A 23,374-nucleotide genomic window follows, 5' to 3' on the forward strand; every position below is an offset into this window, starting at 1 on the left:
CATATCTGGCGTTGACTTTTGGCACGCTGTTGAGTTCTCAAGGAACGGTCGCTTCCTTTGTACTCACCCTCTCGGGCTTTCCTCCGGGCTTCCCTTCGGTGTTTCCGACTCTATCAGATCTTTTCTCGATCCGATTTCCTCGGTGCTTTCCAGGTTCTCGCTTTCGCGTTTCCCTTTCCGGCGATTCCGACTTTATCAGAAGTTCTTGGCCGGTCTGACCGGCCGCTCATTTCTGAGTAATCGGGAGGATGCTTCTTTTGAATGTCGATAGCGACTTCTTGGAAGCTAGTAGAGTCTAGCGGTCGCCACCGGACGTGTCCAGTTCTAGGCAACTGTTTGAATCTACCTCCCCACACGACCCTTGTCAACGGCTCTTGTGGGCGAAGAGGAGACTAGCAGCTCAGAGGGGCCGGACGCACATCATGCGGCGGTGGGCACGGAGGAACTGCGGTCCGCCGCGTCGAGGTCACCCGTCTCGCCCTCACGCACCGCGCGGCCCCCGAGGACGTAGACGTATGTCAGGAACGCCACCTCGGCCAGGACACCGATACCGATACGGGCCCAGGTGGGCAGGCCGGACGGTGTCACGAACCCTTCGATGGCGCCGGAGACGAACAGGACAAGGGCAAGGCCGATCGCCATGCCGACCGCGGCCCGTCCCTCCTCCGCGAGGGCGGCACGCCGGGTGCGGGGGCCGGGGTCGATCAGGGTCCAGCCCAGGCGCAGCCCCGTACCCGCGGCGACGAAGACCGCGGTCAGTTCCAGCAGGCCGTGCGGCAGGACCAGGCCCAGGAAGGTGTCGAGGCGGCCGGCGGAGGACATCAGGCCGAAGCCGACACCGAGGTTGAGCATGTTCTCGAAGAGGATCCACAGGACCGGCAGACCCAGGAAGACGCCCAGGACCAGGCACATCGCGGCGGCCTTGGCGTTGTTCGTCCACACCTGGGCGGCGAAGGACGCCGCCGGGTGGCTGGAGTAGTAGGTCTCGTACTCACCGCCGGGACGGGTCATCTGGCGCAGCTGGGCGGGTGCGGCGATGGCGGACTGCACCTCCGGGTGGGCGCCGATCCACCAGCCCAGGAGGATCGCGACGGCCGTGGAGACGAGTGCCGTGGGGATCCACCAGCGGCGCGCGCGATAGACGGCGGCCGGGAAGCCGCGGGTCAGGAAGCGGGTCACATCGCGCCAGGAGGCGGTGCGGGCACCGGTGACGGCGCTGCGCGCACGAGCCACGAGCTGGCTGAGCCGCCCGGTGAGCTGCGGGTCGGGCGCGCTGGACTGGATCAGCGAGAGGTGGGTCGCGGTGCGCTGGTAGAGGGTGACGAGTTCGTCGGCCTCGGCGCCGTCGAGGCGGCGTCGACGGCTGAGCAGGGCGTCGAGGCGGTCCCATTCGGCTCGGTGTGCGGAGACGAAGACGTCCAGGTCCATCGGGTCTGCCTGCTCCTCGGCCGGTCGCCGACTGATCGTCGTCGATGATCGTGTTTGCTGTCAGCTTGTCGTACTGACACGCAACGCGCCCACAGCTTGGCAGACTTGCCGCTCAGGGGCGGACCAGGGGAAGGACGGGCGGGCGTGAGCGAGCTGGTGACCGGCGAGGCGGTGGCGCTCGAACTGCTGCCGGCGAAGTTTCCGAGCAGGGCGTTGGCCGTACTGCTCGACCTGGCGGCGGCGATGGTCACGTACCTCGCGGTCACCATGGTGCTCGTGGTGTCGACGTCCTCCCTGGACAGTGCCGCACAGACGGCGCTGGGCATCGCGACGTTCCTCCTGGTTCCCGTCGGGGGGCCGATCGCGGTGGAGACGCTGAGCCACGGCCGTTCGCTCGGGAAGCTGGCGCTGGGGCTTCGGGTGGTGCGGGACGACGGCGGGCCGATCCGGTTCCGGCACGCGCTGGTGCGGGGTTCGATCGGGGTGGTCGAGATCCTCATGACGTTCGGGACGATCGCGTCCATCGCGTCGCTGGTCTCGGCGCGGGGGCGGCGGCTCGGGGACGTGTTCGCGGGGACCCTCGTCGTACGGGAGCGGATCCCGGTGGGGCAGACCGGCCTTGTCGCGCCTCCGCCTGCGCATCTCGTGCGGCGGTTCACCGGTCTCGACCTGTCGGCCGTGCCGGACGGGCTGTGGCTGGCCGTACGGCAGTACCTGACGCGGATGCGGCAGCTGGATCCCGGGGTGTCGTCGGAGATGGCGCAGCGGCTGGCCGGTGATCTCGCGGCGCGTACGGGGGCTCCGCTGCCCGTCGATCTTCCTCCGGCCGTCTTCCTGGCCGCCGTGGTGCATGAGCGTCAGTCGCGGGAGGCGCGGCAGGCCGGGCGGTCCTCCGGTGCGGACGGGCTCGTGGCGGGCCAGGTCCCGTTCGCGGCCCGGGTGGACGCGGGGCCGGGTACCGAGCCGGGCGGGGAGGCGGAGGGCCGGGCGGTGTACCGGGGCCCGACGCCGGTCCAGCCGGAGCCGCCCGCCGTGCCGCCGGTCGCGCCCGCCTCCCGGGAGCAGCCGCCGGTCGCGCCCGCCTCCCGGGAGCAGTCGGGCGAGCGGCCGGCCACCGGGTTCGCGCCGCCCGCGTAGCGCCGGGTGCGGAGCGCGGCCCTCCCGGCTCCCCCGCGCGAGTTCCGGCTCCCCCGCGTGGGACGGACGTCGTACGACCCGCCGCTCAGCGGAACGTCGACGGCGGTGACTCCAGGTCCTCCAGCTCGATCCCGGGCGCGGCCAGGACCACGTCCCCGGCGATGTGGACGGTGTGCTGTTCGCCCGTGTCCAGGGCGCTGACCTGGTATTCCTCCACGGTCAGGGGGCCGTTGTCAGTGGCGTGTGCTTCGCTGTTCACCAGTGCCCAGGACTGGTCCACGGTGCGGGGGGCGAGGACCGGGTCGGTGAGGGCGAGGAGTCGTACGCGGGTCGCGGAGGAGGGGGTGAGGCGCAGGAGCCGAGCGGTGGCGACGAGGAACGCGGGGGACGTGCCGGTGAAGGCGTGGGCGCGCACATTGCCTTCGGTGGCATGGGTTCCGGTGGGGTCCGTGCGGACCCAGGTGACGCCGTCGAGGGCGGCACCGCGTACCTGCCAGCCGCCCGCGTGGAGTTCGAGGCGGATCGGACGGCCGAGGTCGTCGAGGGCGAGGTCGACCGAACCACGCTGGTCGCCGGCGGGGGTCGTCAGCCGGGAGACATAGCGCCAGCCGGACGGGCCGGGGGCGCACTGGAAGTGCTCTTCACCGAGGGGGGTGTGATCGTGCGGATCGTGGAGCGAATAGCGGCCGCGGGGCATGGAGGTCCTGGGTCGTGACGGGCTCGGGTCGTCGCCGCGGTACGTCGGTCCGGGGGGTGACGCGCCGGACGGGTGCGTGAGGGCCGGACCGGACCGGCCACAAAGGGGCAGGCCCCCGGCACGGGGGTGCGGGGGCCTGCCTCTGGGGACCTGGCCGAGACGCGGTGACGCGGCTCGGGGGCGGTCAGTAGCGGTAGTGGTCCGACTTGTACGGACCCTCGACCTCGACACCGATGTACGCCGCCTGCTCCGGACGCAGCGTCGTCAGCCTGACGCCGAGGGAGTCCAGGTGGAGACGGGCGACCTTCTCGTCCAGGTGCTTGGGCAGCACATACACACCGGTCGGGTACTCGTCGGGCTTGGTGAACAACTCGATCTGGGCCAGCGTCTGGTCCGCGAACGAGTTCGACATCACGAACGACGGATGACCCGTCGCATTGCCCAGATTCAGCAGACGACCCTCGGACAGCACGATGATCACCTTGCCGTCCGGGAACGTCCACGTGTGGACCTGCGGCTTGACCTCGTCCTTGACGATCCCCGGGATCCCCGCCAGACCGGCCATGTCGATCTCGTTGTCGAAGTGACCGATGTTCCCCACGATCGCCTGGTGCTTCATCCGGGCCATGTCCGAGGCCATGATGATGTCCTTGTTACCCGTCGTGGTGACGAAGATGTCAGCCTTGTCCACGACCTCGTCCAGCGTCGTCACCTGATAGCCGTCCATCGCCGCCTGCAGCGCGCAGATCGGATCGATCTCCGTGACGATCACCCGGGCACCCTGACCCCGCAACGACTCCGCACAGCCCTTGCCCACATCGCCGTAACCACACACGACGGCGGTCTTGCCGCCGATGAGGACGTCGGTGGCACGGTTGATGCCGTCCACCAGAGAGTGGCGGCAACCGTACTTGTTGTCGAACTTCGACTTCGTCACCGCGTCATTGACGTTGATCGCCGGGAACAGCAGCACACCGTCACGCTGCATCTCGTACAGACGGTGCACACCCGTCGTGGTCTCCTCGGTCACGCCGCGGATCTCGGAGGCCAGCTGGGTCCACTTCTGCGAGCCGTCCGTGATGGTGCGGTGCAGCAGTTCGAGGATGACGCGGTGCTCGTCGGACTCGGCGGTCTCCAGGCCGGGGACCTTGCCGTCCTTCTCGTACTCGACGCCCTTGTGGACGAGGAGGGTGGCGTCACCGCCGTCGTCCAGGATCATGTTCGGACCGCCGGTGGGCTCCCCCGGCCAGGTCAGCGCCTGCTCGGTGCACCACCAGTACTCCTCCAGGGTCTCGCCCTTCCAGGCGAAGACCGGGACGCCCTGAGGGTTGTCCGGCGTGCCGTTCGGACCGACGGCGATGGCGGCGGCCGCATGGTCCTGCGTGGAGAAGATGTTGCAGGACGCCCAGCGGACCCGGGCACCGAGGGCGACCAGGGTCTCGATCAGCACCGCGGTCTGCACCGTCATGTGCAGGGAACCGGTCACACGGGCGCCGGCCAGCGGCTGCGCCTCGGCGTACTCCCTGCGGATCGCCATCAAGCCGGGCATCTCATGCTCGGCGAGAGTGATCTCCTTGCGGCCGAACTCGGCCAGCGAGAGATCGGCGACCTTGAAGTCCTGTCGGTTGTCGACAGTCGTCATTGCGAGCTGCTCCTCGGAATCGGGGCGAGGGTGGGTACGGCTGGTCTGCGCGGCGGCGGACATACGGATGCCCGGGAAGAGGGCACAGGGGTGCCCGCGTGCGCGCAGCGCAGTCCGTCGGAGGCCCTCTCTCCCTCGGACGGTCCGCTAGGGGACCGCCCGACCGCCATCAGCAGCGACGTCTGGCTTCGTCCCAAGCTACACCGGACCGCCCGGTCGCCCACAGTCCGCGTCCGCTTGGTTCAAGCCGTATCCGAGACGGCCGCGCGGTCCCCGGCGGGGTGGGCGGTGCCGGGTCAGTGGCCGCCGACGTGCGGGTTCGGGCCGCCGGGGGTCGCCAACGGGTCCGGGCCCTTGGCGGCCTCGGCCTCGCTGTAGATGTCGGGTTCGAGGTAGATCACACGGGCGATCGGGACGGCGGTGCGGATGCGGTCCTCAGCGGCGTCGATGGCGGCGGCGACCTCGGCGGCGGTGTCGTCGTGCCGGACCGCGATCTTGGCGGCGACCAGCAGTTCCTCGGGGCCGAGGTGCAGGGTGCGCATGTGGATGATGCGGGCGACCGAGGCGCCGTCGACGGTCGCGGCCTCGATCTTCTTGATCACGTCGAGGCCGGCCGCCTCGCCCAGCAGCAGCGACTTGGTCTCGGCGGCCAGCACCAGGGCGATGCAGACGAGCAGGACACCGATGCAGATGGTGCCGACGCCGTCCCAGACGCCGTCGCCGGTGAGCACGGAGAGGCCGACGCCGCCGAGGGCGAGGACGAGACCGATGAGCGCGCCGAAGTCCTCCAGCAGGACGACGGGCAGCTCGGGGGCCTTGGCGCGGCGGATGAACTGCGACCAGGACAGCGAGCCGCGCAGTTCCTGGGACTCCTTGATCGCGGTGCGGAAGGAGAAGCCCTCGGCGAGGATCGCGAAGACGAGGACGCCCACCGGCCAGTACCAGTTGTCCAGGGCGTGCGGGTGGGAGACCTTCTCGTAGCCCTCGTAGATGGCGAACATGCCGCCGATGGAGAAGAGGACGATCGAGACGAGGAAGGCGTAGATGTACCGCTCGCGGCCGTAGCCGAAGGGGTGCTGCGGGGTGGCCTCGCGCTGGGCCTTCTTGCCGCCGACGAGCAGCAGGAACTGATTGCCGGAGTCGGCGAGCGAGTGGACGCCCTCGGCGAGCATCGAGGACGAGCCGCTGAAGGCGAACGCCACGAACTTCGATGCCGCGATCGCGAGGTTGGCGCCCAGTGCCGCCACGATCGCCCTGGTACCGCCTGACGCGCTCATGTGTCCGCGTTGTCCCTTCGGTCTCTGCTCGGTCTCTGCGCCTTTGCCCGGCCTTTGCCGGTGGGCCATTCTTGCAGCCCGGCCGGGCCCCGACGCGTCAGGTATCCACAGCCCCGGTCATACGATCCGTCAGACGCGTACGGTGGCGCGGAAGACCGTACCCGCGCCCGAGATCCCGGCCCGCTCACCCGCGGGGACGAACACCGACTGCCCGGGGCCCAGTTCGTGCTCGCCCGCGCGGACGGAGCCGGCCGTGCACAGCAGGATCTGCGGGGTGTCCCGGGTGAGGTCGTGGGCGGCGCCGCCCTCGGCCAGGGTGTACCGGGAGAGCCGGAACTCGTCGATCGGCGTCTCGTAGACCTCCTCTCCGTCCGGGGCGGCCTCCGGCCGCAGTACGCCGGGGTCGCCCGCCTCGAAGCGGACGACGCGCAGGAGTTCGGGCACGTCGACGTGTTTGGGGGTCAGACCGCAGCGAAGGACGTTGTCGGAGTTGGCCATGATCTCGACGCCCAGGCCGTCGAGATAGGCGTGCGGGACACCGGCGCCCAGGAACAGGGCCTCACCGGGCTGGAGGCGGACATGGTTGAGCAGCATGGCCGCGATGACGCCGGGGTCGCCGGGGAAGTGGTGCGCGAGGTCGGCGTACGGGGCGTGGTCGCCGCCCAGGCGGGCGCAGGCCGCGGTGGCCTCGGCGACCGTACGGGCCATGTCGTCGCGGTCCGCGGAGAGGATCGCGGTGAGCACCTCGCGCAGGGCCGCCTCCTCGGGATGGGCGCCCAGGAGATCGACGTACGGCTTGAGGGAGTCGACGCCGAGGGCGGCGAGCAGTTCGGCGGCGTGGGCCGGTTCGCGGAAGCCGCACAGGCCGTCGAACTCGGTGAGGGCGCAGATCAGTTCGGGCTTGTGGTTGGCGTCCTTGTAGTTGCGGTGCGGCGCGTCGATCGGGACGCCTCTGCGCTCCTCGTCGTCGTAACCCTCCCTGGCCTGCTCCAGATCGGGGTGCACCTGGAGGGACAGGGGCGCGCCGGCGGCGAGGATCTTCAGCAGGAAGGGCAGCCGCGGGCCGAACCTGGCCACCGTCTCCTTGCCCAGTTCGCGCTCCGGGTCGGCGTCGATCACCTCGGCGAGTGTGCCGCGCGCGGTGCGCGAGGGGGCGCCGGGGTGGGCGCCCATCCACATCTCCGCCTGGGGTTCGCCGGTCGGCTCGACGCCGAGCAGCTGCGGGATGGCGGTGGCGGAACCCCAGGCGTAGGGGCGGACGGTGTTGTCGAGGCGGTCCATGTGTCTTCTCTGTCTTCCGTGCGTGCGCTGCTCGGCCGGCGGGCCTCGCGCGGGGCGCGGCGGCGGGGTGCGGGCCGTGGAGGGGCGGGCCCGGGGGTGCGCGGGGTCGACGGCGAGCGGGGTGAGGACCGGGAAGATCTGGTGCCGGAACAGCGTGAACAGGCGGGCCTGCTCCTTGTCCGCCAGTTCGCTCTCCCGTAGCCAGATCAGGCCCCGGAAGCGAGCGCCAGGTAAACGGCGGCGAAATCCGTGACGGCGATCAGTTCCGCGAGGGTCTCCAGTTCGCCGCCCTCCTCGGGTTCGAGTTCGCTGATCGGCGTGTCGTGGCTGAGGGCCAGGTCACGGGCGGTGGGGGCGGCGGAGAGGCCGCCGCTCGGGCGGTCGCGCAGCAGCACCACGCGCGTGTGCAGCGCGGGTGCCTCCTCCACGCGGTCGCGGAAGAAGTCGTCCGGGTCGGCGCCGGCGGCGAGCGGTCCGGCCAGCAGGGCGCCGTGCGCGGCGAGCGCCTCGGGCAGCTCGGCGACGACGGCGGGGCGAGATCGGAAGAGCACACGAGCGCCTCGGGCAGCTCGGCGACGACGGCGGGGCGCCCCGCGAGTTCGGCGAGGGCGGCGGCGAAGCGGCGGCCGGCGGGGCCCGCGGAGGCGCCCTCGGTCCACACTACGGGGAGCGCGTCGGCGAGTTCGGCGGCGACGGTCTTGGCGGGGTTGCTGTAGGCCACGATGGCGGGTCCGCAGCGCTCGGCGATCCGGTCGAGGCGGTCGGCGACCTTCTCCAGGGCCTCGGGCGGGGCGGTGAGCAGGCCGATCCGGTCCAGGAGCGCGAGCAGCGGGGTCAGCAGGGCCCAGAAGACGCCGGGTGAGGACGCGGCGAGCGGTTCCTCATGGTCGTACGGCGCCGTCGCCATCGGTACGAACAGTGCGCGGCTGACTCCGGCGGCCTCGGCGAGGGGGGTGTCGGCCGGGGCGACGGCGACGACGGTGACGCCGCGGCGGTACGCCTGGTCGGCGAGGAGGGCGAGGCTGGGTTCGGTGCCGTCCGGGGTGGTGATCAGGAGGAGGTCGACCGAGCCGGCCCAGCCGGGGAGTTCCCAGCGCAGGGCACCCGCGGCGGGGGCGACGCCGGTGGGCGCGAGGCGGACCACGGGGCTGCCGGGTCCCGCCAGGGTGCCGAGGAGGTCGGCGGTGTGGGTGGCGGCGGCGCCGGGTCCCGCGATCAGTACGGCGCGGGGGCGGCCGTCGGGTTTGAGGTTGCCGACACCGGCCTCGGCGGCGTGCCGGGCGGCGGTGCGGACGCGGGCGCCGGCCTCGGCGGCACCACGCAGCAGGCCCCGGCGGTCGGCCTCGGCGAGGCCCTCCGGGCTGTCGAGCAGCGATTCGTCCAACATGGGCGGCAGCCTCCGATGGCCGGGGGGTGGCTACGACGATCTACGACGCTACGGGGTGCGGGGGGGGCTTCCGACGGTACGGCGGTGTCCTCGCCGGTACGACGGGCCGGGCCGCGTCACTCGGGGCGGCGGGCCTCGTCCACGAGGAGGACCGGGATGCCGTCGCGGACCGGGTAGGCGAGACCGCAGTCCTGGCCGGTGCAGATCAGCTCGGCGTCCTGCTCCTCGAGGGGGGCGTGGCAGGCCGGGCAGGCGAGGATCTCCAGGAGGCCGGCTTCGAGCGGCATGGGGTGTGTCCCTTCGGGGCGAGGTTTCTTGGACCGCTGGTCAGCGTACCGCTGTGGGGCGGGTGGGGCGGGGGTCGCGGTACCGTCCGCGACCCGCCGGTGCCGCCCGGGGTCAGGCCCGGATGATCGCCAGGGCCTCGTCGCGGATCTCGGCCATGGTGGGCTCGTCCTTCGCCTCGGCGTTCAGGCGCAGGAGCGGCTCGGTGTTGGAGGGGCGGACGTTGAACCACCAGTCGGGGGTGGAGACGGTGAGGCCGTCGAGGTCGTCCAGGGTGACGTCGGCGCGCCCCGCGTAGGCGGCGCGGATCGCGGCGAGGCGGGCGGACTGGTCGGCGACGGTGGAGTTGATCTCGCCGGAGCCCTGGTAGCGGTCGTACTGGGCGACGAGCGAGGACAGCGGGCCCTGCTGGCCGCCGAGGGCGGCCAGGACGTGCAGGGCGGCCAGCATGCCGGTGTCGGCGTTCCAGAAGTCCTTGAAGTAGTAGTGCGCGGAGTGCTCGCCGCCGAAGATCGCGCCGGTGCGGGCCATCTCGGCCTTGATGAAGGAGTGGCCGACCCGGGTGCGGACCGGGGTGCCGCCGTTCTCGCGGACGACCTCGGGGACCGTGCGGGAGGTGATCAGGTTGTGGATGATCATGCCTTCACCGCCGTTGCGCGCCAGTTCGCGGGCGGCGACCAGGGCGGTGATCGCGGACGGGGAGACCGGGTCGCCGTTCTCGTCCACGACGAAGCAGCGGTCGGCGTCGCCGTCGAAGGCGATGCCGAGGTCGGCGCCCTCCGCCGGGACCCGCTTCTGGAGGTCCACGAGGTTGGCCGGGTCGAGCGGGTTGGCCTCGTGGTTCGGGAAGGTGCCGTCCAGTTCGAAGTACATCGGCACGAGCGTCAGGGGCAGGCCGGCGAAGACCGTGGGCACCGTGTGGCCGCCCATGCCGTTGCCCGCGTCGACCACGACCTTCAGGGGGCGGATCGCGCTCAGGTCGACCAGTGCGCGCAGGTGCGCCGCGTAGTCGTCCAGCGTCTCGCGCGAGGTGAGGGTGCCCGGCTCGGGGGCCGGCTCGGGGGCGCCCGACTCCAGCCACTTCTCGACCAGTTCGCGGATCTGGGTGAGGCCGGTGTCCTGGCCGACCGGGGCGGCGCCGGCGCGGCACATCTTGATGCCGTTGTACTGGGCCGGGTTGTGCGAGGCGGTGAACATCGCGCCGGGCAGGTCCAGCGCGCCCGAGGCGTAGTAGAGCTGGTCCGTGGAGCACAGGCCGATCTCGGTCACGTGCACGCCGCGGTCGGCCGCGCCGCGCGCGAAGGCGCGGGACAGGCCGGGGGACGAGGGCCGCATGTCATGGCCGACGACGATCGCCGTCGCGTCCGTCACCTGTGCGAAGGCGGCGCCGAAGAGACCGGCCAGGGTTTCGTCCCACTGGTCCGGGACCACTCCGCGTACGTCGTACGCCTTCACGATCTGCGACAGATCAGCCGTCACGGCCAGCCCTCCTGAAGTTCTCTGGACCCCCACAAACTACCCGTCCGCGGTAAGGGGGAGGTGTGCGGACACCGATGGGGCGCGCGGTCGTCACCGGGAGGAGTGGCGGGGGCGGGTGGCGCTCCGGCCACCCCTACGGGGGACCGTCCGCCATCTCCCCGCGGGCGTCCGTCAGTTGTCGGGGGAGCGCAGGACCCGCAGATGACCGCGGCGGGCCACCTCCATGGGGTCCGCGGTGCGGGCTCCGCCGCCGGCCCCGGCCGCGCGCTCCTGGGGGCGGGCGGCCTCGCGCACGGCGTTGGCGAGCGCCTCCAGGTCGTCACCGCTGGGGCGGGCGGGGGCGGAGCCGTCCAGGAGGCGGACGACCTCCCAGCCGCGCGGGGCGGTGAGGCGCTCGGAGTGCTCGGCGCACAGGTCGTAGCAGTGGGGTTCGGCGTAGGTGGCGAGCGGGCCGAGGACCGCGGTCGAGTCGGCGTAGACGTACGTCAGCGTCGCGACGGCGGGTCGGCCGCAGGCGGTGCGCGAACAGCGACGTACAGGGCTCACGACGTTGGACGGTACCGCACTCTTGAGCGGGCCGCGACGACTCTCCACCAGGTCACTCCCCCGTGTCGTGCTGTGAGACGCCCCACATACCCCTGAGAACAGGCCCTGTTGAGCTGCGCGGAAGGGGACGGCGGGGTGTGGGGGCAGGACTGTTTCCGGTCATGAGTCAGTACAAATACGGTCAATTGGCTTGAGTTCCGGGGACTTGAGGAGTTCGAGGACAGTTGCCGAAAAGAGCCGGTCCTTGGCCGAAACGGTCAGCCCGCGACAGGAATTCGCCGGTGGCCGGTTGGCGCGTGCGGCCGGGCGGGCGGGGCGGCCGAGGACTACGCTTCAGCAGTGATGGACAACCGTGTACCGCCCCGAGCCGCAGGCCCCGGACCCCGTCGCCGTGATCGTCACGGGCGGGGCATGCGGGGGCCGATCGCACCGCCGCAGGTGCCGTTGGCGGCGAGCAGGGCGGAGGTGTTCGCCGATCTCGTGCAGGACTCCGTGGAACGGCTGGAGCGGCGGTGGCCGCAGCTCGCCGAGGTGGAGTTCCTGGTGCTGGAGGTGCCCCGCCTGGAGGGGCAGGAGTCCGTCGCCCTGTGGGGGGACGAGGGGGTGCCGCTCGGCGGGATCGCGCCGGCGCGGGACGGGCGGCGGGCGCGGGTGGTCGTGTACCGGCGCCCGGTGGAGATCCGGTCGAAGGGGCGGGACGAGCGGGCGGCGCTCGTCCATGAGGTGGTCGTGGAGCAGGTCGCGGAACTGCTCGGGCTGACGCCGGAGACGGTGGATCCGCGGTACGGCGAGGAATAGGGCGGCGCCGGGGCCCGTGGAGAGGGGCCCCGGCCGGCGAGTCGGGCCTGATCCGGACGAGCGGCCCTAGCGGGCGCTGCCCAGGTCGCGGTCCGCGCTGGAGCCCTGGAGCATCAGGGTGGTCTCCTCGATGCGGCTGAACCGGCCGTCGGCCGCCAGGTCGGCGAAGACGTAGACCTCCATCTGCACGGTCGTGCCGTCCTTCTTCGTGATGTGGGCGGTGTGCCGGTCGGCGTACCGGTTGCCGTCCTGCAGCTCCTCGTGGACCTCGACGTGCCCGTCGGCGACGAGGGTGCGCAGGTGGGCGATGTGGTCGAGGAACTCGCCGCGGTCCGCCCACTCCCCGTCCGTGCGCTGGCGGTACTCCGGGGCGAAGTGGCGGTCGGCGGCCTCCTGCAGGGTCAGCTCCTCATTGAAGAGCAGGTCGGTCAGGGCGGCCTCGATACGGGTGCGGGTCATGGCAGGTCCTCTCAAAGAATCCGAGATGCGTGCGCTGCGCACGCTTCGCCATGACTGTAACACCCAATGCGTGCGCTGCGCACGCTATTCTTGGGGGATGGATTCCTCGCATACGGAAAACGAAGTCGGGCAGGAGATCGCGGACGCCCTGGGGGTGCTGCTGCGGCGCACCACGCGCACACGGCTGCACCAGAAGCTGACCGAGGGCATGGGTGAGGCGGTGGACGAGCTGACCTACCCCGTCCTCAGCGCCCTCGCCCGGATCGGCCCGTGCAGCGCGGCCGAGCTGGCGCCCGAGGTGGGCCTCGACCGCTCCGGCGTCACGCGCCGGGCCTCGCGGTTGCAGGACGCCGGTCTCGTACGGCGTGAGCCCGATCCCACCGATCAGCGCGCCCAGTTGCTCGTCCTCACCGAGCCGGGGCTGCGGGCCGTGGAGGAGCTGCGCGGGCGGCTGGCCGCCCACATCAGGGCGAGCCTGTCGGCATGGCCCCCGGGCGAGGCCGAGGCCTTCGCGCGGGGGCTGCACCGCTTCACGCAGGAGGGTCCGTTCGCCTGACGCGTTCGTCCGACAGGTTCGTCTGAGGGGCGGACCGGGCGCCCCTACTTCTGGAGGATCGAGAGGTCCTCGCTCGTCTTCGGCACCGAGACCAGGCCCCTGTCGCTCGGCAGGGTCTGGATGGTGAAGCCGGAGGGGTCGGTGGAGGTGAGGGTGCGGGAGGCGTAGAGAGGGGCGGTGGTGAGGGGTTCGACGGTCAGGGCGTAGGTGCCCTTGGCGCCGGAGGGGACCGGGGCGTCGATGTCCTGGGTGGTGCCGGCCTTGATCGTGTACGTCTTGCTGACCGCCGTACCGCCGTCGCTGCCCGCCGAGGCGGTGACCTTGACCTTGGCCGTGGCGGTGGGCGCCGTCAGGGCGAGGGTGGTGTTCTTGGCGCTGTTGTCGGCCGCGGTGGCGCGCGCGCCGACGGGGGCGGTGGCCGGGATGAACGCCGTCTCCTGGTTCGCCCCCTTGCCCCGGACCACCCGCAGCGCGGCGACGACCGGCACCGACTGGTCGGTGGGGGTCAGGACCAGGGACCCCGCCTCGCCACGAGTGAGCGGGCCGAGGTCGGCCGAGGTGGTCATGCCGGACTTGACGTGCAGTTCCTCATTGCCCGCCGGGGTGATCAGGCCGTCGGGCGAGGCGAGGCGGATCTTGAGGTCCGCGTCCGCGTCGCCGGGTGTGAAGGCGATCAGGCGGACATCGGTGGCGTCCTTGGGGATGCCGGGCAGCACCAGGCTGCCGGCCGGGTCGGCGGCCGCGGCCAGCCAGTCACCGCCCGACTTGTCGTCCAGCGCCTGCACCGTCGCGCCGACCCGCCCGCTGCGCACGCTGACATGCACGGTCAGGTCGTCCTGCCGCTCATCGGTCAGCGTGGACAGCAGGATCGGCTCGCTGGTGTGCGGTTTGACCGTGAGGTTCTCCCCCAGCGGCGACTTGATCGCGCCGTTCTTGCCGTACAGCTCGACATCCACGACGGCGGCGGAGTCGTCCGGGTTGGTCAGATGGACGTAGTCGGTGCGGCTCGCGGCGGTGCTGGCGCCCGGGAACCAGAACTCGGTGTCCGCGGGGGTGCAGCTGACGCCCTGGAGGCCGCGGCCGGTACCGGCGGCGATCTCGGTGGTCTCCTGCACGGTCCAGCCGGGCGCGAACTTCCCGTCCGCGGTACCGATCAGCGCGGGCGTGTCGGCGCCGGAGGTGTCGCCGGTGACCGGGGTGCCGGGCGCCTTCGGGGTGAGCGCCGGCTGGCCGGCGCTCGACTTCTTGCCGCTCTTGCCCTTGCCCTTGCCCTGCTGGGTGTCGCCCGTGCCGTCCGCCGACTGCACGGGGGCGGCCTGGAGTTGGGCCTTGCCGCCGCTCGCGGCGCCCTGGGTGACGGGCGTGAACGAGGTGTACGTCGTGTCCGCGATGTCCGACACGCTGGGCGCCGGGCACAGCAGACCGGTGCGCTGCACGGGCAGTTGGGCGGCGGCGCCCGGGGCGGGCGCGCCGGACGCGGACGGGGTGGCCAGCGCGGCGACCGCGGTGACGGCGGCCAGCGCGGTGGCACCGGCGATCAAGGACAGGGTGGTGCGGTTCACTGCTGGCTCCCGTCGGGGCGCTCGCTGCCGGTGCCATGGTGCGGCTGGGCGGGGTCGTAGCCCTGCTGGGCGGGGTCGTACGCCGGGTCGTAGACCTGCTGCTGGTACGCCGCCGGGTCGTACGGCTGCTGGTGCTGCTCGGCGGTGCCGCCGTAGGCGTACGGGTCGTAGGGCGCCGTGCCGTAGGGGTCGGTCTGGTACGCCTGCTGGTCGTAGCCGCCCTGCTGGTAGGCGTCGTTGCCGTAGCCCGGGTACGGGGTGTTCGCGTAGGGGGTGGCGTACGACTCGTCGTAGGCGGGGTCGTACGGCTGCTGGTGCGGGATCTCGGGCTCGGCGGGGGCCGGGGCCGGGGGCGCCTCAGGGGCTTGCTCCGCGGGCGGTTCCGCGGCGGACTCCTCCTCGGCCTGGGCGCGCAGGCGGCGGGCGCGGCGGCCCTCGCCCGCGGGGACCTCCGCGGGCTGCGGCTCCTCCTCGGGGAGGTCGTCGTCCACGTCGCGGCGGCGGCCCGGCAGGGCGAGGACGACCAGGACGACGGCGAGCGCGCCCTGGGCGAACAGCCAGGCGGTGTGGGTGAGGGGCGCGTCGTAGGTGACGTCCAACCGGCCGCCGGTGGACGGGAGTCGGAAGCCCTGGGCCCAGCCGTCGACGGTGGTGCGGGTGAGCGGCTTGCCGTCCAGGGTGGCGGTCCAGCCGGGGGCGGCGCTGTCGGCGAGGCGCAGCACACGGCCGTCCGAGCCGGACGGGACGGTGGTGTGGATGTCCACCGGTCCGGCCTCGACCGGCCGGGTGGTGCCGGAGTCGACGGAGTCCGAGGTGCCGGCGGGCAGGATGACCGCGCGGGAGACCTCCTGGTCGACGCGCCACAGGGCGTTGCCGTTCTGCTGGCTGAGCCGGGCCAGGCCGGGGGTGGCGTCGAGGACGCGGGTGATGTCGCGGGGCGCGCCCTTGTGGACGAGGACGTAGCGCACGGCGAAGCCGCCGAGTTCGTCGGCCTGGTCGGCGCCGGAGCCGGCGACCAGGTTGGCGACGACCTTGTCCAGGCGGGCGTTCTGGCCGTCGGTGGCGGTGAATTCGGCGTCTCCCATGCGGGCGCCGGCGCCGCGCACCAGGGTGTAGCCGACGTGCGCGGTGGAGTCGCTGTCCAGGACGAGGGTGCGGGCCCGGTCGCCGGTGGTGGAGTCCTCGGCGACGAACGCGGGCACCTGGGCCGGGTCGCGGCGCTGCACGGGGCCGTCGGCGCCGCGGACCATCCAGGCGGCGGCGAGCAGCAGCGGGCCCACGGCCGCGGTGAGCGCGATCAGGGCGGCCACGGCCCACGGCCGCGGTGAGCGCGATCCGGGCGGCCACCGGCTGGCGCCAGCCGAAGCTCTGCTCGGCCACGCGCGCGCGGGCGCCGTCGGCGCCGAGGACGGCGGCGGCCAGCAGCGCGATGCCGTAGACGAGGGTGGCCGGTCCGGCCCAGGCGGAGCGGTTGGCGAGGACCGCGAGGGCGAGGCCGATCAGGGCGACGACCCAGGCGGTGCGGATGCCGGCCTGCCGCTCGGAGCGCAGCAGTGCGGCGAGGGCGGCGAGCACGATGCCGAGCAGCAGCAGGCCGCTCGTGGTGCCGGGGCCGCCGGGGCTGGCGCCGAGCAGGTCGAGCGCGGAGGCGGACGAGGCGCCGTACGCGAGGCCCGCTTCCTTGAGGAAGCCGGTCGGCAGCAGGGTCAGCGACCAGGGGGCGAGGAGCAGCAGCGGGGTGCCGAGCTGCACGAGCAGGCGCAGGCCGTGGGCGATCAGGTCGGCGCGGCGCAGCGCGAGCACGCCGAGGCCGAGGACCAGCGCGATGGGCCAGACGATCGGGGTGAAGGCGGTGGTGATGGTCAGCAGCAGGGCGTACGCCCAGGTGGCGCGCCAGCTGCCACGGGCGCCGGTGCGGCTGGTGAGGCCGCTCGCGGCGACGCCCGCGCGGGCGATCAGCGGCAGCAGTACGGCGAGTACGGCGGTGCCGATGCGGCCGCCGGCCAGCGCGCCGGTGGTGGCGGGCAGGAAGGCGTAGGCGATGGCCGCCCAGGCGCGCAGCAGCCGGGAGGTGACCAGGGGCCGGGAGGCGAAGTAGGCGGTGCATCCGGCGAGCGGTACCGAGCAGACCAGCAGCACGGTGACGGCGACTCCGGCGGAGCCGAACAGCAGGGTGGCCAGGGTGGCGACGATGGCGAGGTACGGCGGTGCGGCGGGGGTGCCGCCCGCGCCGACCGGGTGCCAGGCGTCCGCGAAGCGGGACCACAGTTCACCTGCGCTCGCCGGGGCGGGCAGCAGGGCGCCGCCGCCGAGCGCGCCGCCGGAGAGCAGGGCGCGGCAGGCGACCAGGGAGATGACCAGCAGGGCGAGGAAGAGCACCGGTCCGGGCCTGCGGGCGATCCGCTTGAGGCGGACGAACTGTTCGACCTCCAGGAAGTCGGCGTCGTCGCCGCCGGGCCCGGACTCCACGGCGCCGCCGTGCCGGCCGGCCGAGGTGGTGTCGGTGTCGGAGCCGCTGGTGAAATTGCCCGCGAACTGCTCCACGGTGGCGCGGATGGTGGCGCCGGGCGGGGGGAAGAGGGGGCGCAGTTCGTCCTTGCCGATCTGCGGGGTGCCGCGGCGGCGCCGGGCGGCGATGATCCGCTCGGGCCGCAGCAGGGTGCCCAGCAGTCCCCGGATCTCGTCGACGGCCTGGCCCGGGACCTTGCCGACCAGGTAGGCGACGGTGCGCACCAGGGTGCCGAGGACGAGCCGCAGCATCACCCAGGGCAGCGCGGCGGTACGGGTGTTGGCGAGCAGGGTGTGGACGGCGCCGGCCTTGTCGACCTTGTGCGGGGAGGCGGCGGTGCGGCCCACGCAGTCCACGGCGCGGCGCTCGCGGGAAGCGGCCTCGGCGTGTCGGACGACCGCGTCGGGGGCGATCAGGACGCGGTGACCGGCGAGATGGGCGCGCCAGCACAGGTCCACGTCGTCGCGCATCAGGGGCAGTCGGCGGTCGAAGCCGCCGAGCTGTTCGAAGACGTCGCGGCGGATCAGCATGCCGGCGGTGGAGACGGACAGCACGGTGCGGACGTGGTCGTGCTGGCCCTGGTCCTGTTCGCGGCGGTCCAGGCCGGTCCAGCGGCGGCCGGAGTGGGCGATGGAGACGCCGACCTCCAGCAACTGCCTGCGGTCGTACCAGCCGCGGAGTTTGGGGCCGACGATCGCGACGTCGTCGCGGCCCAGTTCGAGCTCGTTCTCGACGACCCGGAGCAGCTGGGCGAGGGCGTCGGGTTCGGGGGCGCAGTCGTCGTGCAGCAGCCAGAGCCACTGGACCGGTTCGCCGTAGGGCAGTTCGGGGAGGTCGTAGGCGTCGTCGCGCCAGGTGCGGGTGGCCGGGTCCCAGCCGCTGGGGCGCTTGAGGTAGGGCAGCTCGTCCGGGGTGAGGACGGGGACGGTGCGGCTCGCCTCCTCGACGGCCTGGCCGAAGCCGGTGCGGCGGGCGAGGTGCAGCACGCCCGCGTCGCCGAGGGCCTCGCCGAGCAGCTGGGCGGAGTTGTCCGCGCTGCCGGTGTCGGCGGCCACCGCGTGCTGGACGGGGCGTTCCTGGCCGAGCAGCCCGGCGAGCGCGTCGGGCAGCCAGCGCGCGCCGTCGTGGGAGACGAGGACGGCGGTGACCACGTGACGCGGAAACTCTGGGGGGCGGGCCGGGTCGAACGCCGCCTGGTGGGCTGGGTCGAACGCTGCTGCGGCGGCCGGGTCTTGGGCTGCCGTATGGCTGTGCACGGACATCGAGGTACGGGCCCCGGTTCGCTGGACTGCGGTGGACACCTGCGGTCCCCGGGCCTCGATGGGCTCGCGGGGACAGCGGGTCGTCTCGGACGAGCGACCACACTATCGGCTGTCCACGACGACGGCCCGCCGCCTGTGGATAACCCACGGGCCACGGGCCGTTCGTGATGTTTTCTCGGGTATGGCGCGGGTATGTACCGGGTGCCCGCGGCGCCGGCTCGCGGTCAGACGGCGGCCTTCTTCAGCCGGCGGCGCTCCCGCTCGGACAGACCGCCCCAGATGCCGAAGCGCTCGTCGTTGGCGAGGGCGTACTCAAGGCATTCGGAGCGGACCTCGCAGGCGAGGCAGACCTTCTTCGCCTCTCTGGTGGAGCCGCCCTTCTCGGGGAAGAAGGACTCGGGGTCGGTCTGGGCGCACAGCGCGCGCTCCTGCCAGCCGAGTTCCTCGTCCGCGTCGTCGACCAGCAGTTGCTGCACCAGCTCGGTCATGTGCGCCCCTCGTCTGTCTTTCGCGTCCCCGTGCGTACGCCGTTACCGATTTCGGCTGAACGACACGAGTGAAATTACAAGTGTGCTGCTCCGGGCGAGTCAAGCCGAGATCTGCTATTGAGCCCGTTATTCACTCTGCGGAACCAAGGCCATGCGGAAAGTGTTCAAATCGGCATAAAGCACGACACTCATCCACTCCATGAAGGAAGACGTTCTGACGTTCGATCGCGTTGCGCCGCTCGTCGAGCGCTCGGATGTGCCCCATGTGTCCCGGTGCCCCGGGCAGCAAACCTCATGCACGGCAGATGACCCGGATGGGGTGAAATGTGTCCCACATGGCGGTCATCGAGTTGACAGCACTGGTGTGAACCGTTGTCCTAGGGGGCATGCTCGCGAACTCGGTACCCACCTCGACCCGCACCGCCGGGTCCCACGGTGCTGCCCGGGCCCGCTGTAGCTGTTGTCGCTGTCGCGGCTGTTGAGCCGGACCCTTCCGCTTTCTTTCGGGTCTCCGCTCCGGCTGTCGCCGACGCCTCGTCCTGTCGCGGCTCGGTCGTCCTTCCCTCGCAGCCCCTTTCGCCGGGCTTCCACTCTTCTTCGCCGAGGAACCAGCACACCCCCATGAACAGCGACAACGACCTCCAGATCGCCGGTGACCTGCTCGAAGTCCCGCATCTGCTCCAGCCGCCGCGCGAGCACCCGGCCACCGTCGCCGAGTTCGCCGGTCTGGCCCGCGCCATCGCCGCCGACCGCGGTCAGTGGGCGGACCTCGTGCGCTACGACGCCACGACCCGCTGGTACCACCGGCTGCGCACCGGCCCCGGTTACGAGGTCTGGCTGCTGTCCTGGGTGCCGGGGCAGGGCACCGGGCGGCACGATCACGGCCGCTCCTCCGGCGTCCTCACCGTCCTGGAGGGCACGCTCACCGAGCACACCCGGCGCGGTGCCAGGACGCTCGCGCCCGGCGCACAACACGTGTTCGCGCCGGGGTACGCCCACGAGGTCGTCAACGACGCGCTGGAACCAGCCGTCAGCCTGCACATCTACTACCCCGGTCTCACCGAGATGCCCATGCACTCCGCGGCGCACGCCGGGGCGCACGCCTCTCCCTCCTGCGCGGCGCGTCCGGTGACTGCCTGACGCGTTGTCGGACCCTCCTGCAAGACTGGTTCCCATGCGCATTGTGGTTCTGGCAGGCGGTATCGGTGGTGCTCGGTTCCTGCGTGGTCTCAGGCAGGCCGCGCCGGACGCGGACGTCACGGTGATCGGCAACACCGGCGATGACATCCACCTCTTCGGGCTGAAGGTCTGCCCGGACCTCGACACGGTGATGTACACGCTGGGCGGCGGCATCAACGAGGAGCAGGGCTGGGGGCGGTCCGAGGAGACCTTCCATCTCAAGGAGGAACTGGCGGCCTACGGGGTCGGCCCCGAGTGGTTCGGGCTCGGCGACCGGGACTTCGCCACGCACATCGTGCGGACGCAGATGCTCGGCGCCGGCTATCCGCTGAGCGCGGTCACCGCGGCGCTGTGCGACCGGTGGAAGCCGGGCGTGAAGCTGATCCCGATGACCGACGACCGGGTGGAGACGCATGTGGCCGTCGAGGTCGACGGCGAGCGCAAGGCGGTCCACTTCCAGGAGTACTGGGTGCGGATGCGGGCCGGTGTGCCCGCCGAGGCCGTGGTCCCGGTCGGCGCCGAGCACTCCAAGCCGGCCCCCGGCGTCCTGGAGGCGATCGCCGAGGCGGACGTCATCCTCTTCCCGCCGTCCAACCCGGTCGTGTCCATCGGCACGATCCTCGCGGTCCCCGGCATCAGGGAGGCCATCGCGGAGGCGGGCGTGCCCGTGGTCGGCCTGTCCCCCATCGTCGGCGACGCGCCGGTGCGCGGGATGGCCGACAAGGTGCTCGCCGCGGTCGGCGTGGAGTCCACGGCCGCCGCGGTCGCCGAGCACTACGGCTCGGGCCTGCTGGACGGCTGGCTGGTCGACACCGTGGACGCGGCGGTGGTCGAGCGCGTGGAGGCCGACGGCATCCGCTGCCGCGCCGTACCGCTGATGATGACCGACGTGGCCGCCACCGCGCAGATGGCGCGGGAGGCGCTGACGCTGGCCGAGGAGGTGCGGGGCGCGTGAGCACGGACCGCGCGGAGCGCCCCGCGTTCCAGGTCTGGGCGCCGGCCGGGCTGCCCGAGGTGCAGCGGGGCGACGACCTCGCCAAGCTGATCGCCGTCGCCGAGCCCGGCCTGGCCGACGGTGACGTGGTGGTCGTCACCTCCAAGATCGTGTCCAAGGCGGAGGGCCGGATTGTTCAGGCCACCGACCGGGAGGCCGCGATCGACGCGGAGACGGTGCGCGTGGTGGCCCGCCGGGGCGCCCTGCGGATCGTGGAGAACCGGCAGGGCCTGGTCATGGCCGCGGCCGGGGTCGACGCCTCCAACACCCCTGCCGGGACCGTGCTGTTGCTGCCCGAGGACCCGGACGCGTCCGCCCGGGCGATCCGCGACGGCCTGCGCGATGTCCTCGGGGTCGAGGTCGGGGTCATCGTCAGTGACACCTTCGGGCGCCCCTGGCGCGCGGGGCTCACGGATGTGGCGATCGGCGCCGCCGGAGTGCGGGTGCTGGACGATCTGCGCGGCGGCACGGACGCGCACGGCAACCCGCTCAGCGCCACCGTGGTGGCCACGGCCGACGAGCTGGCCGCCGCCGGTGACCTGGTCAAGGGCAAGGCCGAGGGGCGGCCGGTCGCGGTGGTGCGGGGCCTGTCCCAGGTGGTGGGAGAAGGCGGCGAGTCGGACACCGGCGCGCGGGCGCTGGTGCGCGCCGCGGCCGACGACATGTTCCGGCTCGGCACCTCCGAGGCGGTCCGCGAGGCCGTGACCCTGAGGCGCACCGTAAGGGCGTTCACCGAGGAGCCGGTGGATCCGGGTTCGGTACGGCGGGCGGTGGCGGCGGCCGTGACGGCGCCCGCCCCGCACCACACCACGCCCTGGCGGTTCGTGCTGCTGGAGTCCGCCGAGTCGCGGAACGAACTGCTGGACGCGATGCGGGACGCCTGGATCGCCGACCTGCGCCGGGACGGCAAGAGCGAGGAGTCCGTCGCCAAGCGGGTCCGGCGCGGCGAGGTGCTGCGCGACGCGCCGTATCTCGCGGTGCCGTGCCTCGTCATGGACGGCTCGCACCACTACGGGGACGCGCGGCGCGACGGTGCCGAGCGGGAGATGTTCGTCGTCGCCATGGGCGCGGGCGTGCAGAACTTCCTGGTGGCGCTGGCCGGGGAGCGCCTCGGCTCGGCCTGGGTGTCGTCCACGATGTTCTGCCGGGACGTGGTGCGCGAGACGCTCGGACTGCCCCCGGAGTGGGATCCGATGGGCGCGGTGGCGATCGGGCACCCGGCCCAGCCGCCGGGCCCGCGACCGGACCGGGACGCGGGAGCGTTCATCGAGGTGCGATGAGACGGAGGCGGGAGCGGGGGCCCGGTCTCGCCTAGTCTCGAAGGACGGCACCGCGGCATTCGGCCGCGCCGGCGACCCGAGGATCCATCCGTGGCAGGACGTTTCGTTCAGCGGCCCACGCGTACGGCTGTGCGCGGTGGGCAGGCCGGCGTGTCCGCGGGCGGGATACCGCGGCAGGTCCCGGTACCCGCGCGGGTGCGGCGGTGGGTGCCCGAGGGACCGCTCGATCTCGGCCTGGTGCTCGGGCCGCTGCGGCGCGGGCCCGCCGATCCGACGTTCCGGGCCACGGCGGACGGGTCGGTGTGGCGGGCGTGCCGCACCCCGGCCGGTCCCGGCACGCTGCGGGTACGGGCGTACGGCGGTGAGGTGCTCGGCGAGGCGTGGGGGCCGGGGGCGCGGTGGCTGCTCGACGGTCTGCCCGCGTTGCTCGGGGCGGCCGACGATCCGGAGGCGTTCGTGCCCCGGCACCGGGTGGTGGCGCTGGCGCGGCATCGGCGGCCGGGGTTGCGGCTCACGCGGACCGGGCTGGTGCTGGAGTCGCTGATTCCGTCGGTGCTGGAGCAGAAGGTCACGACGGATGAGGCGTACCGGGCGTGGCGGCTGCTGGTGCGGCGGTTCGGGGAGCCCGCGCCGGGCCCTGCGGGCTCCGGTGAGCGGCCGATGTTCGTCATGCCCGCGGCGCGGACGTGGGCGTTGATTCCCTCCTGGGAGTGGCACAAGGCCGGGGTCGACGACAAGCGCGCGGCCACGATCCTGCGGGCGGTGCGGGTGGCCGCGCGGATGGAGCAGGCGGTGGACATGCCCCCGGGGGAGGCCCGGGCGCGGCTGGAGGTCGTGCCGGGGGTGGGGGTGTGGACGTCGGCGGAGGTGGTGCAGCGCAGCCATGGGGCGGCGGACGAGGTGACGGTCGGGGATCTGCATCTGCCGGGGATCGTGGGGTGGGCGCTGGCGGGCGACCGGCACGCCGACGACTCCGAGATGCTGCGTCTGCTGGAGCCGTACGCCGGTCAGCGGCACCGTGCCGCCCGGCTGATCCTCTTGAGCGGTCTCGCCCCGGCCCGGCGCGTCCCGAAGATGCCCCGGGTGGACATCGGGTCGCTCTGAACCGGGGCGAGCCCCCCTTCTCGC

At 72.7% G+C, this 23,374-nt stretch carries 19 protein-coding genes and 2 pseudogenes; 8 read left to right on the forward strand and 13 right to left on the reverse strand.

The window, feature by feature from the left end:
- Window positions 1-218 (forward strand): hypothetical protein (locus ACLF5H_RS21345; protein ID WP_421677624.1); only part of this gene is annotated, 218 nt, incomplete at its 5' end.
- Between the two features lie 202 nt (window positions 219-420).
- Here ACLF5H_RS21345 and ACLF5H_RS21350 read toward each other — a convergent pair.
- Window positions 421-1,428, reverse strand: coding sequence for a stage II sporulation protein M (locus ACLF5H_RS21350; RefSeq protein WP_421677625.1), 1,008 nt, complete (start codon window positions 1,426-1,428; stop codon window positions 421-423).
- A 144-nt stretch (window positions 1,429-1,572) separates the two neighbouring features.
- On the opposite strand from ACLF5H_RS21350, the gene ACLF5H_RS21355 reads away from it, so the two are divergent.
- A complete protein-coding gene (locus ACLF5H_RS21355) occupies window positions 1,573-2,565 on the forward strand; it encodes an RDD family protein (protein ID WP_421677626.1) in 993 nt (330 codons plus the stop codon).
- 85 nt (window positions 2,566-2,650) lie between these two features.
- On the opposite strand, the gene ACLF5H_RS21360 is transcribed toward ACLF5H_RS21355, so the two are convergent.
- The 8 genes and pseudogenes from ACLF5H_RS21360 to ACLF5H_RS21395 form a co-directional block, all read right to left on the reverse strand.
- On the reverse strand, window positions 2,651-3,262 hold the full coding sequence (locus ACLF5H_RS21360) for a hypothetical protein (RefSeq protein WP_421677627.1): 612 nt from the start codon (window positions 3,260-3,262) through the stop codon (window positions 2,651-2,653).
- Between the two features lie 184 nt (window positions 3,263-3,446).
- Entirely contained in the window at window positions 3,447-4,904 is a 1,458-nt protein-coding gene (gene ahcY, locus ACLF5H_RS21365; RefSeq protein WP_421677628.1) for an adenosylhomocysteinase, read from the reverse strand.
- A 296-nt stretch (window positions 4,905-5,200) separates the two neighbouring features.
- A complete protein-coding gene (locus ACLF5H_RS21370) occupies window positions 5,201-6,181 on the reverse strand; it encodes a cation diffusion facilitator family transporter (protein WP_421677629.1) in 981 nt (326 codons plus the stop codon).
- A 129-nt stretch (window positions 6,182-6,310) separates the two neighbouring features.
- Complete coding sequence (gene manA / locus ACLF5H_RS21375; protein ID WP_421677630.1) at window positions 6,311-7,462, reverse strand: mannose-6-phosphate isomerase, class I; 1,152 nt, start codon at window positions 7,460-7,462, stop codon at window positions 6,311-6,313.
- A 206-nt stretch (window positions 7,463-7,668) separates the two neighbouring features.
- Window positions 7,669-8,849 (reverse strand): annotated as a pseudogene (locus ACLF5H_RS21380) (SIS domain-containing protein).
- 116 nt (window positions 8,850-8,965) lie between these two features.
- Window positions 8,966-9,136, reverse strand: a complete 171-nt coding sequence (locus tag ACLF5H_RS21385) for a Trm112 family protein (protein WP_061444380.1) — start codon at window positions 9,134-9,136, stop codon at window positions 8,966-8,968.
- Between the two features lie 112 nt (window positions 9,137-9,248).
- Window positions 9,249-10,613 (reverse strand): phosphomannomutase/phosphoglucomutase, encoded by a 1,365-nt coding sequence (locus tag ACLF5H_RS21390; RefSeq protein WP_421677631.1) that lies wholly within the window; start codon window positions 10,611-10,613, stop codon window positions 9,249-9,251.
- Between the two features lie 171 nt (window positions 10,614-10,784).
- Window positions 10,785-11,207 (reverse strand): DUF3499 domain-containing protein, encoded by a 423-nt coding sequence (locus ACLF5H_RS21395; RefSeq protein WP_079661865.1) that lies wholly within the window; start codon window positions 11,205-11,207, stop codon window positions 10,785-10,787.
- Between the two features lie 294 nt (window positions 11,208-11,501).
- On the opposite strand from ACLF5H_RS21395, the gene ACLF5H_RS21400 reads away from it, so the two are divergent.
- Window positions 11,502-11,957 carry a metallopeptidase family protein gene (locus ACLF5H_RS21400; protein ID WP_421677697.1) on the forward strand — a complete coding sequence of 152 codons (456 nt, stop codon included), beginning with the start codon at window positions 11,502-11,504 and terminating at the stop codon, window positions 11,955-11,957.
- Window positions 11,958-12,023: 66 nt separating this feature from the next.
- On the opposite strand, the gene ACLF5H_RS21405 is transcribed toward ACLF5H_RS21400, so the two are convergent.
- Window positions 12,024-12,416, reverse strand: coding sequence for a nuclear transport factor 2 family protein (locus ACLF5H_RS21405; RefSeq protein WP_421677632.1), 393 nt, complete (start codon window positions 12,414-12,416; stop codon window positions 12,024-12,026).
- A gap of 97 nt (window positions 12,417-12,513) precedes the next feature.
- Here ACLF5H_RS21405 and ACLF5H_RS21410 point away from each other — a divergent pair, with 97 nt between their 5' ends.
- On the forward strand, window positions 12,514-12,972 hold the full coding sequence (locus tag ACLF5H_RS21410; RefSeq protein ID WP_421677633.1) for a MarR family winged helix-turn-helix transcriptional regulator: 459 nt from the start codon (window positions 12,514-12,516) through the stop codon (window positions 12,970-12,972).
- A gap of 44 nt (window positions 12,973-13,016) precedes the next feature.
- Here ACLF5H_RS21410 and ACLF5H_RS21415 read toward each other — a convergent pair whose 3' ends face one another.
- The 3 genes and pseudogenes from ACLF5H_RS21415 to ACLF5H_RS21425 form a co-directional block, all read right to left on the reverse strand.
- Window positions 13,017-14,534, reverse strand: coding sequence for a DUF5719 family protein (locus ACLF5H_RS21415; protein ID WP_421677634.1), 1,518 nt, complete (start codon window positions 14,532-14,534; stop codon window positions 13,017-13,019).
- A pseudogene (locus ACLF5H_RS21420) lies at window positions 14,531-18,305 on the reverse strand (glycosyltransferase). Before ACLF5H_RS21420 ends, ACLF5H_RS21415 begins: the two are co-directional and overlap by 4 nt.
- 224 nt (window positions 18,306-18,529) lie before the next feature.
- Window positions 18,530-18,793, reverse strand: a complete 264-nt coding sequence (locus ACLF5H_RS21425; RefSeq protein ID WP_003975777.1) for a WhiB family transcriptional regulator — start codon at window positions 18,791-18,793, stop codon at window positions 18,530-18,532.
- 621 nt (window positions 18,794-19,414) lie between these two features.
- On the opposite strand from ACLF5H_RS21425, the gene ACLF5H_RS21430 reads away from it, so the two are divergent.
- From ACLF5H_RS21430 to ACLF5H_RS21445, 4 genes are all read left to right on the forward strand, one after another.
- Window positions 19,415-19,933 (forward strand): cysteine dioxygenase, encoded by a 519-nt coding sequence (locus ACLF5H_RS21430; protein ID WP_421677635.1) that lies wholly within the window; start codon window positions 19,415-19,417, stop codon window positions 19,931-19,933.
- A 34-nt stretch (window positions 19,934-19,967) separates the two neighbouring features.
- The gene (gene cofD / locus ACLF5H_RS21435; protein WP_421677636.1) at window positions 19,968-20,927 is read left to right on the forward strand and encodes a 2-phospho-L-lactate transferase; all 960 of its coding nucleotides are present in this window, start codon (window positions 19,968-19,970) and stop codon (window positions 20,925-20,927) included.
- A complete protein-coding gene (locus ACLF5H_RS21440; RefSeq protein WP_421677637.1) occupies window positions 20,924-22,246 on the forward strand; it encodes a coenzyme F420-0:L-glutamate ligase in 1,323 nt (440 codons plus the stop codon). Before cofD ends, ACLF5H_RS21440 begins: the two co-directional genes overlap by 4 nt.
- Before the next feature lie 90 nt (window positions 22,247-22,336).
- Window positions 22,337-23,350, forward strand: a complete 1,014-nt coding sequence (locus ACLF5H_RS21445) for a DNA-3-methyladenine glycosylase family protein (protein WP_421677638.1) — start codon at window positions 22,337-22,339, stop codon at window positions 23,348-23,350.
- The last annotated feature ends 24 nt before the right edge of the window (window positions 23,351-23,374 follow it).

It is taken from the genome of Streptomyces sp. LaBMicrA B280 (genome assembly GCF_049222185.1).
GTDB classification, from domain to species: Bacteria; Actinomycetota; Actinomycetes; order Streptomycetales; family Streptomycetaceae; genus Streptomyces; species Streptomyces murinus.

Excerpts from the sequence above, each read along its gene's own strand:
- ACLF5H_RS21350 (WP_421677625.1), bottom strand. The coding sequence starts at position 1,428 with ATGGACCTGGACGTCTTCGTCTCCGCACACCGAGCCGAATGGGACCGC.
- ACLF5H_RS21360 (WP_421677627.1), bottom strand. The coding sequence starts at position 3,262 with ATGCCCCGCGGCCGCTATTCGCTCCACGATCCGCACGATCACACCCCC.
- ahcY (WP_421677628.1), bottom strand. The coding sequence starts at position 4,904 with ATGACGACTGTCGACAACCGACAGGACTTCAAGGTCGCCGATCTCTCG.
- ACLF5H_RS21370 (WP_421677629.1), bottom strand. The coding sequence starts at position 6,181 with ATGAGCGCGTCAGGCGGTACCAGGGCGATCGTGGCGGCACTGGGCGCC.
- manA (WP_421677630.1), bottom strand. The coding sequence starts at position 7,462 with ATGGACCGCCTCGACAACACCGTCCGCCCCTACGCCTGGGGTTCCGCC.
- ACLF5H_RS21385 (WP_061444380.1), bottom strand. The coding sequence starts at position 9,136 with ATGCCGCTCGAAGCCGGCCTCCTGGAGATCCTCGCCTGCCCGGCCTGC.
- ACLF5H_RS21400 (WP_421677697.1), top strand. The coding sequence starts at position 11,502 with ATGGACAACCGTGTACCGCCCCGAGCCGCAGGCCCCGGACCCCGTCGC.
- ACLF5H_RS21405 (WP_421677632.1), bottom strand. The coding sequence starts at position 12,416 with ATGACCCGCACCCGTATCGAGGCCGCCCTGACCGACCTGCTCTTCAAT.
- ACLF5H_RS21410 (WP_421677633.1), top strand. The coding sequence starts at position 12,514 with ATGGATTCCTCGCATACGGAAAACGAAGTCGGGCAGGAGATCGCGGAC.
- ACLF5H_RS21425 (WP_003975777.1), bottom strand. The coding sequence starts at position 18,793 with ATGACCGAGCTGGTGCAGCAACTGCTGGTCGACGACGCGGACGAGGAA.
- ACLF5H_RS21430 (WP_421677635.1), top strand. The coding sequence starts at position 19,415 with ATGAACAGCGACAACGACCTCCAGATCGCCGGTGACCTGCTCGAAGTC.
- cofD (WP_421677636.1), top strand. The coding sequence starts at position 19,968 with ATGCGCATTGTGGTTCTGGCAGGCGGTATCGGTGGTGCTCGGTTCCTG.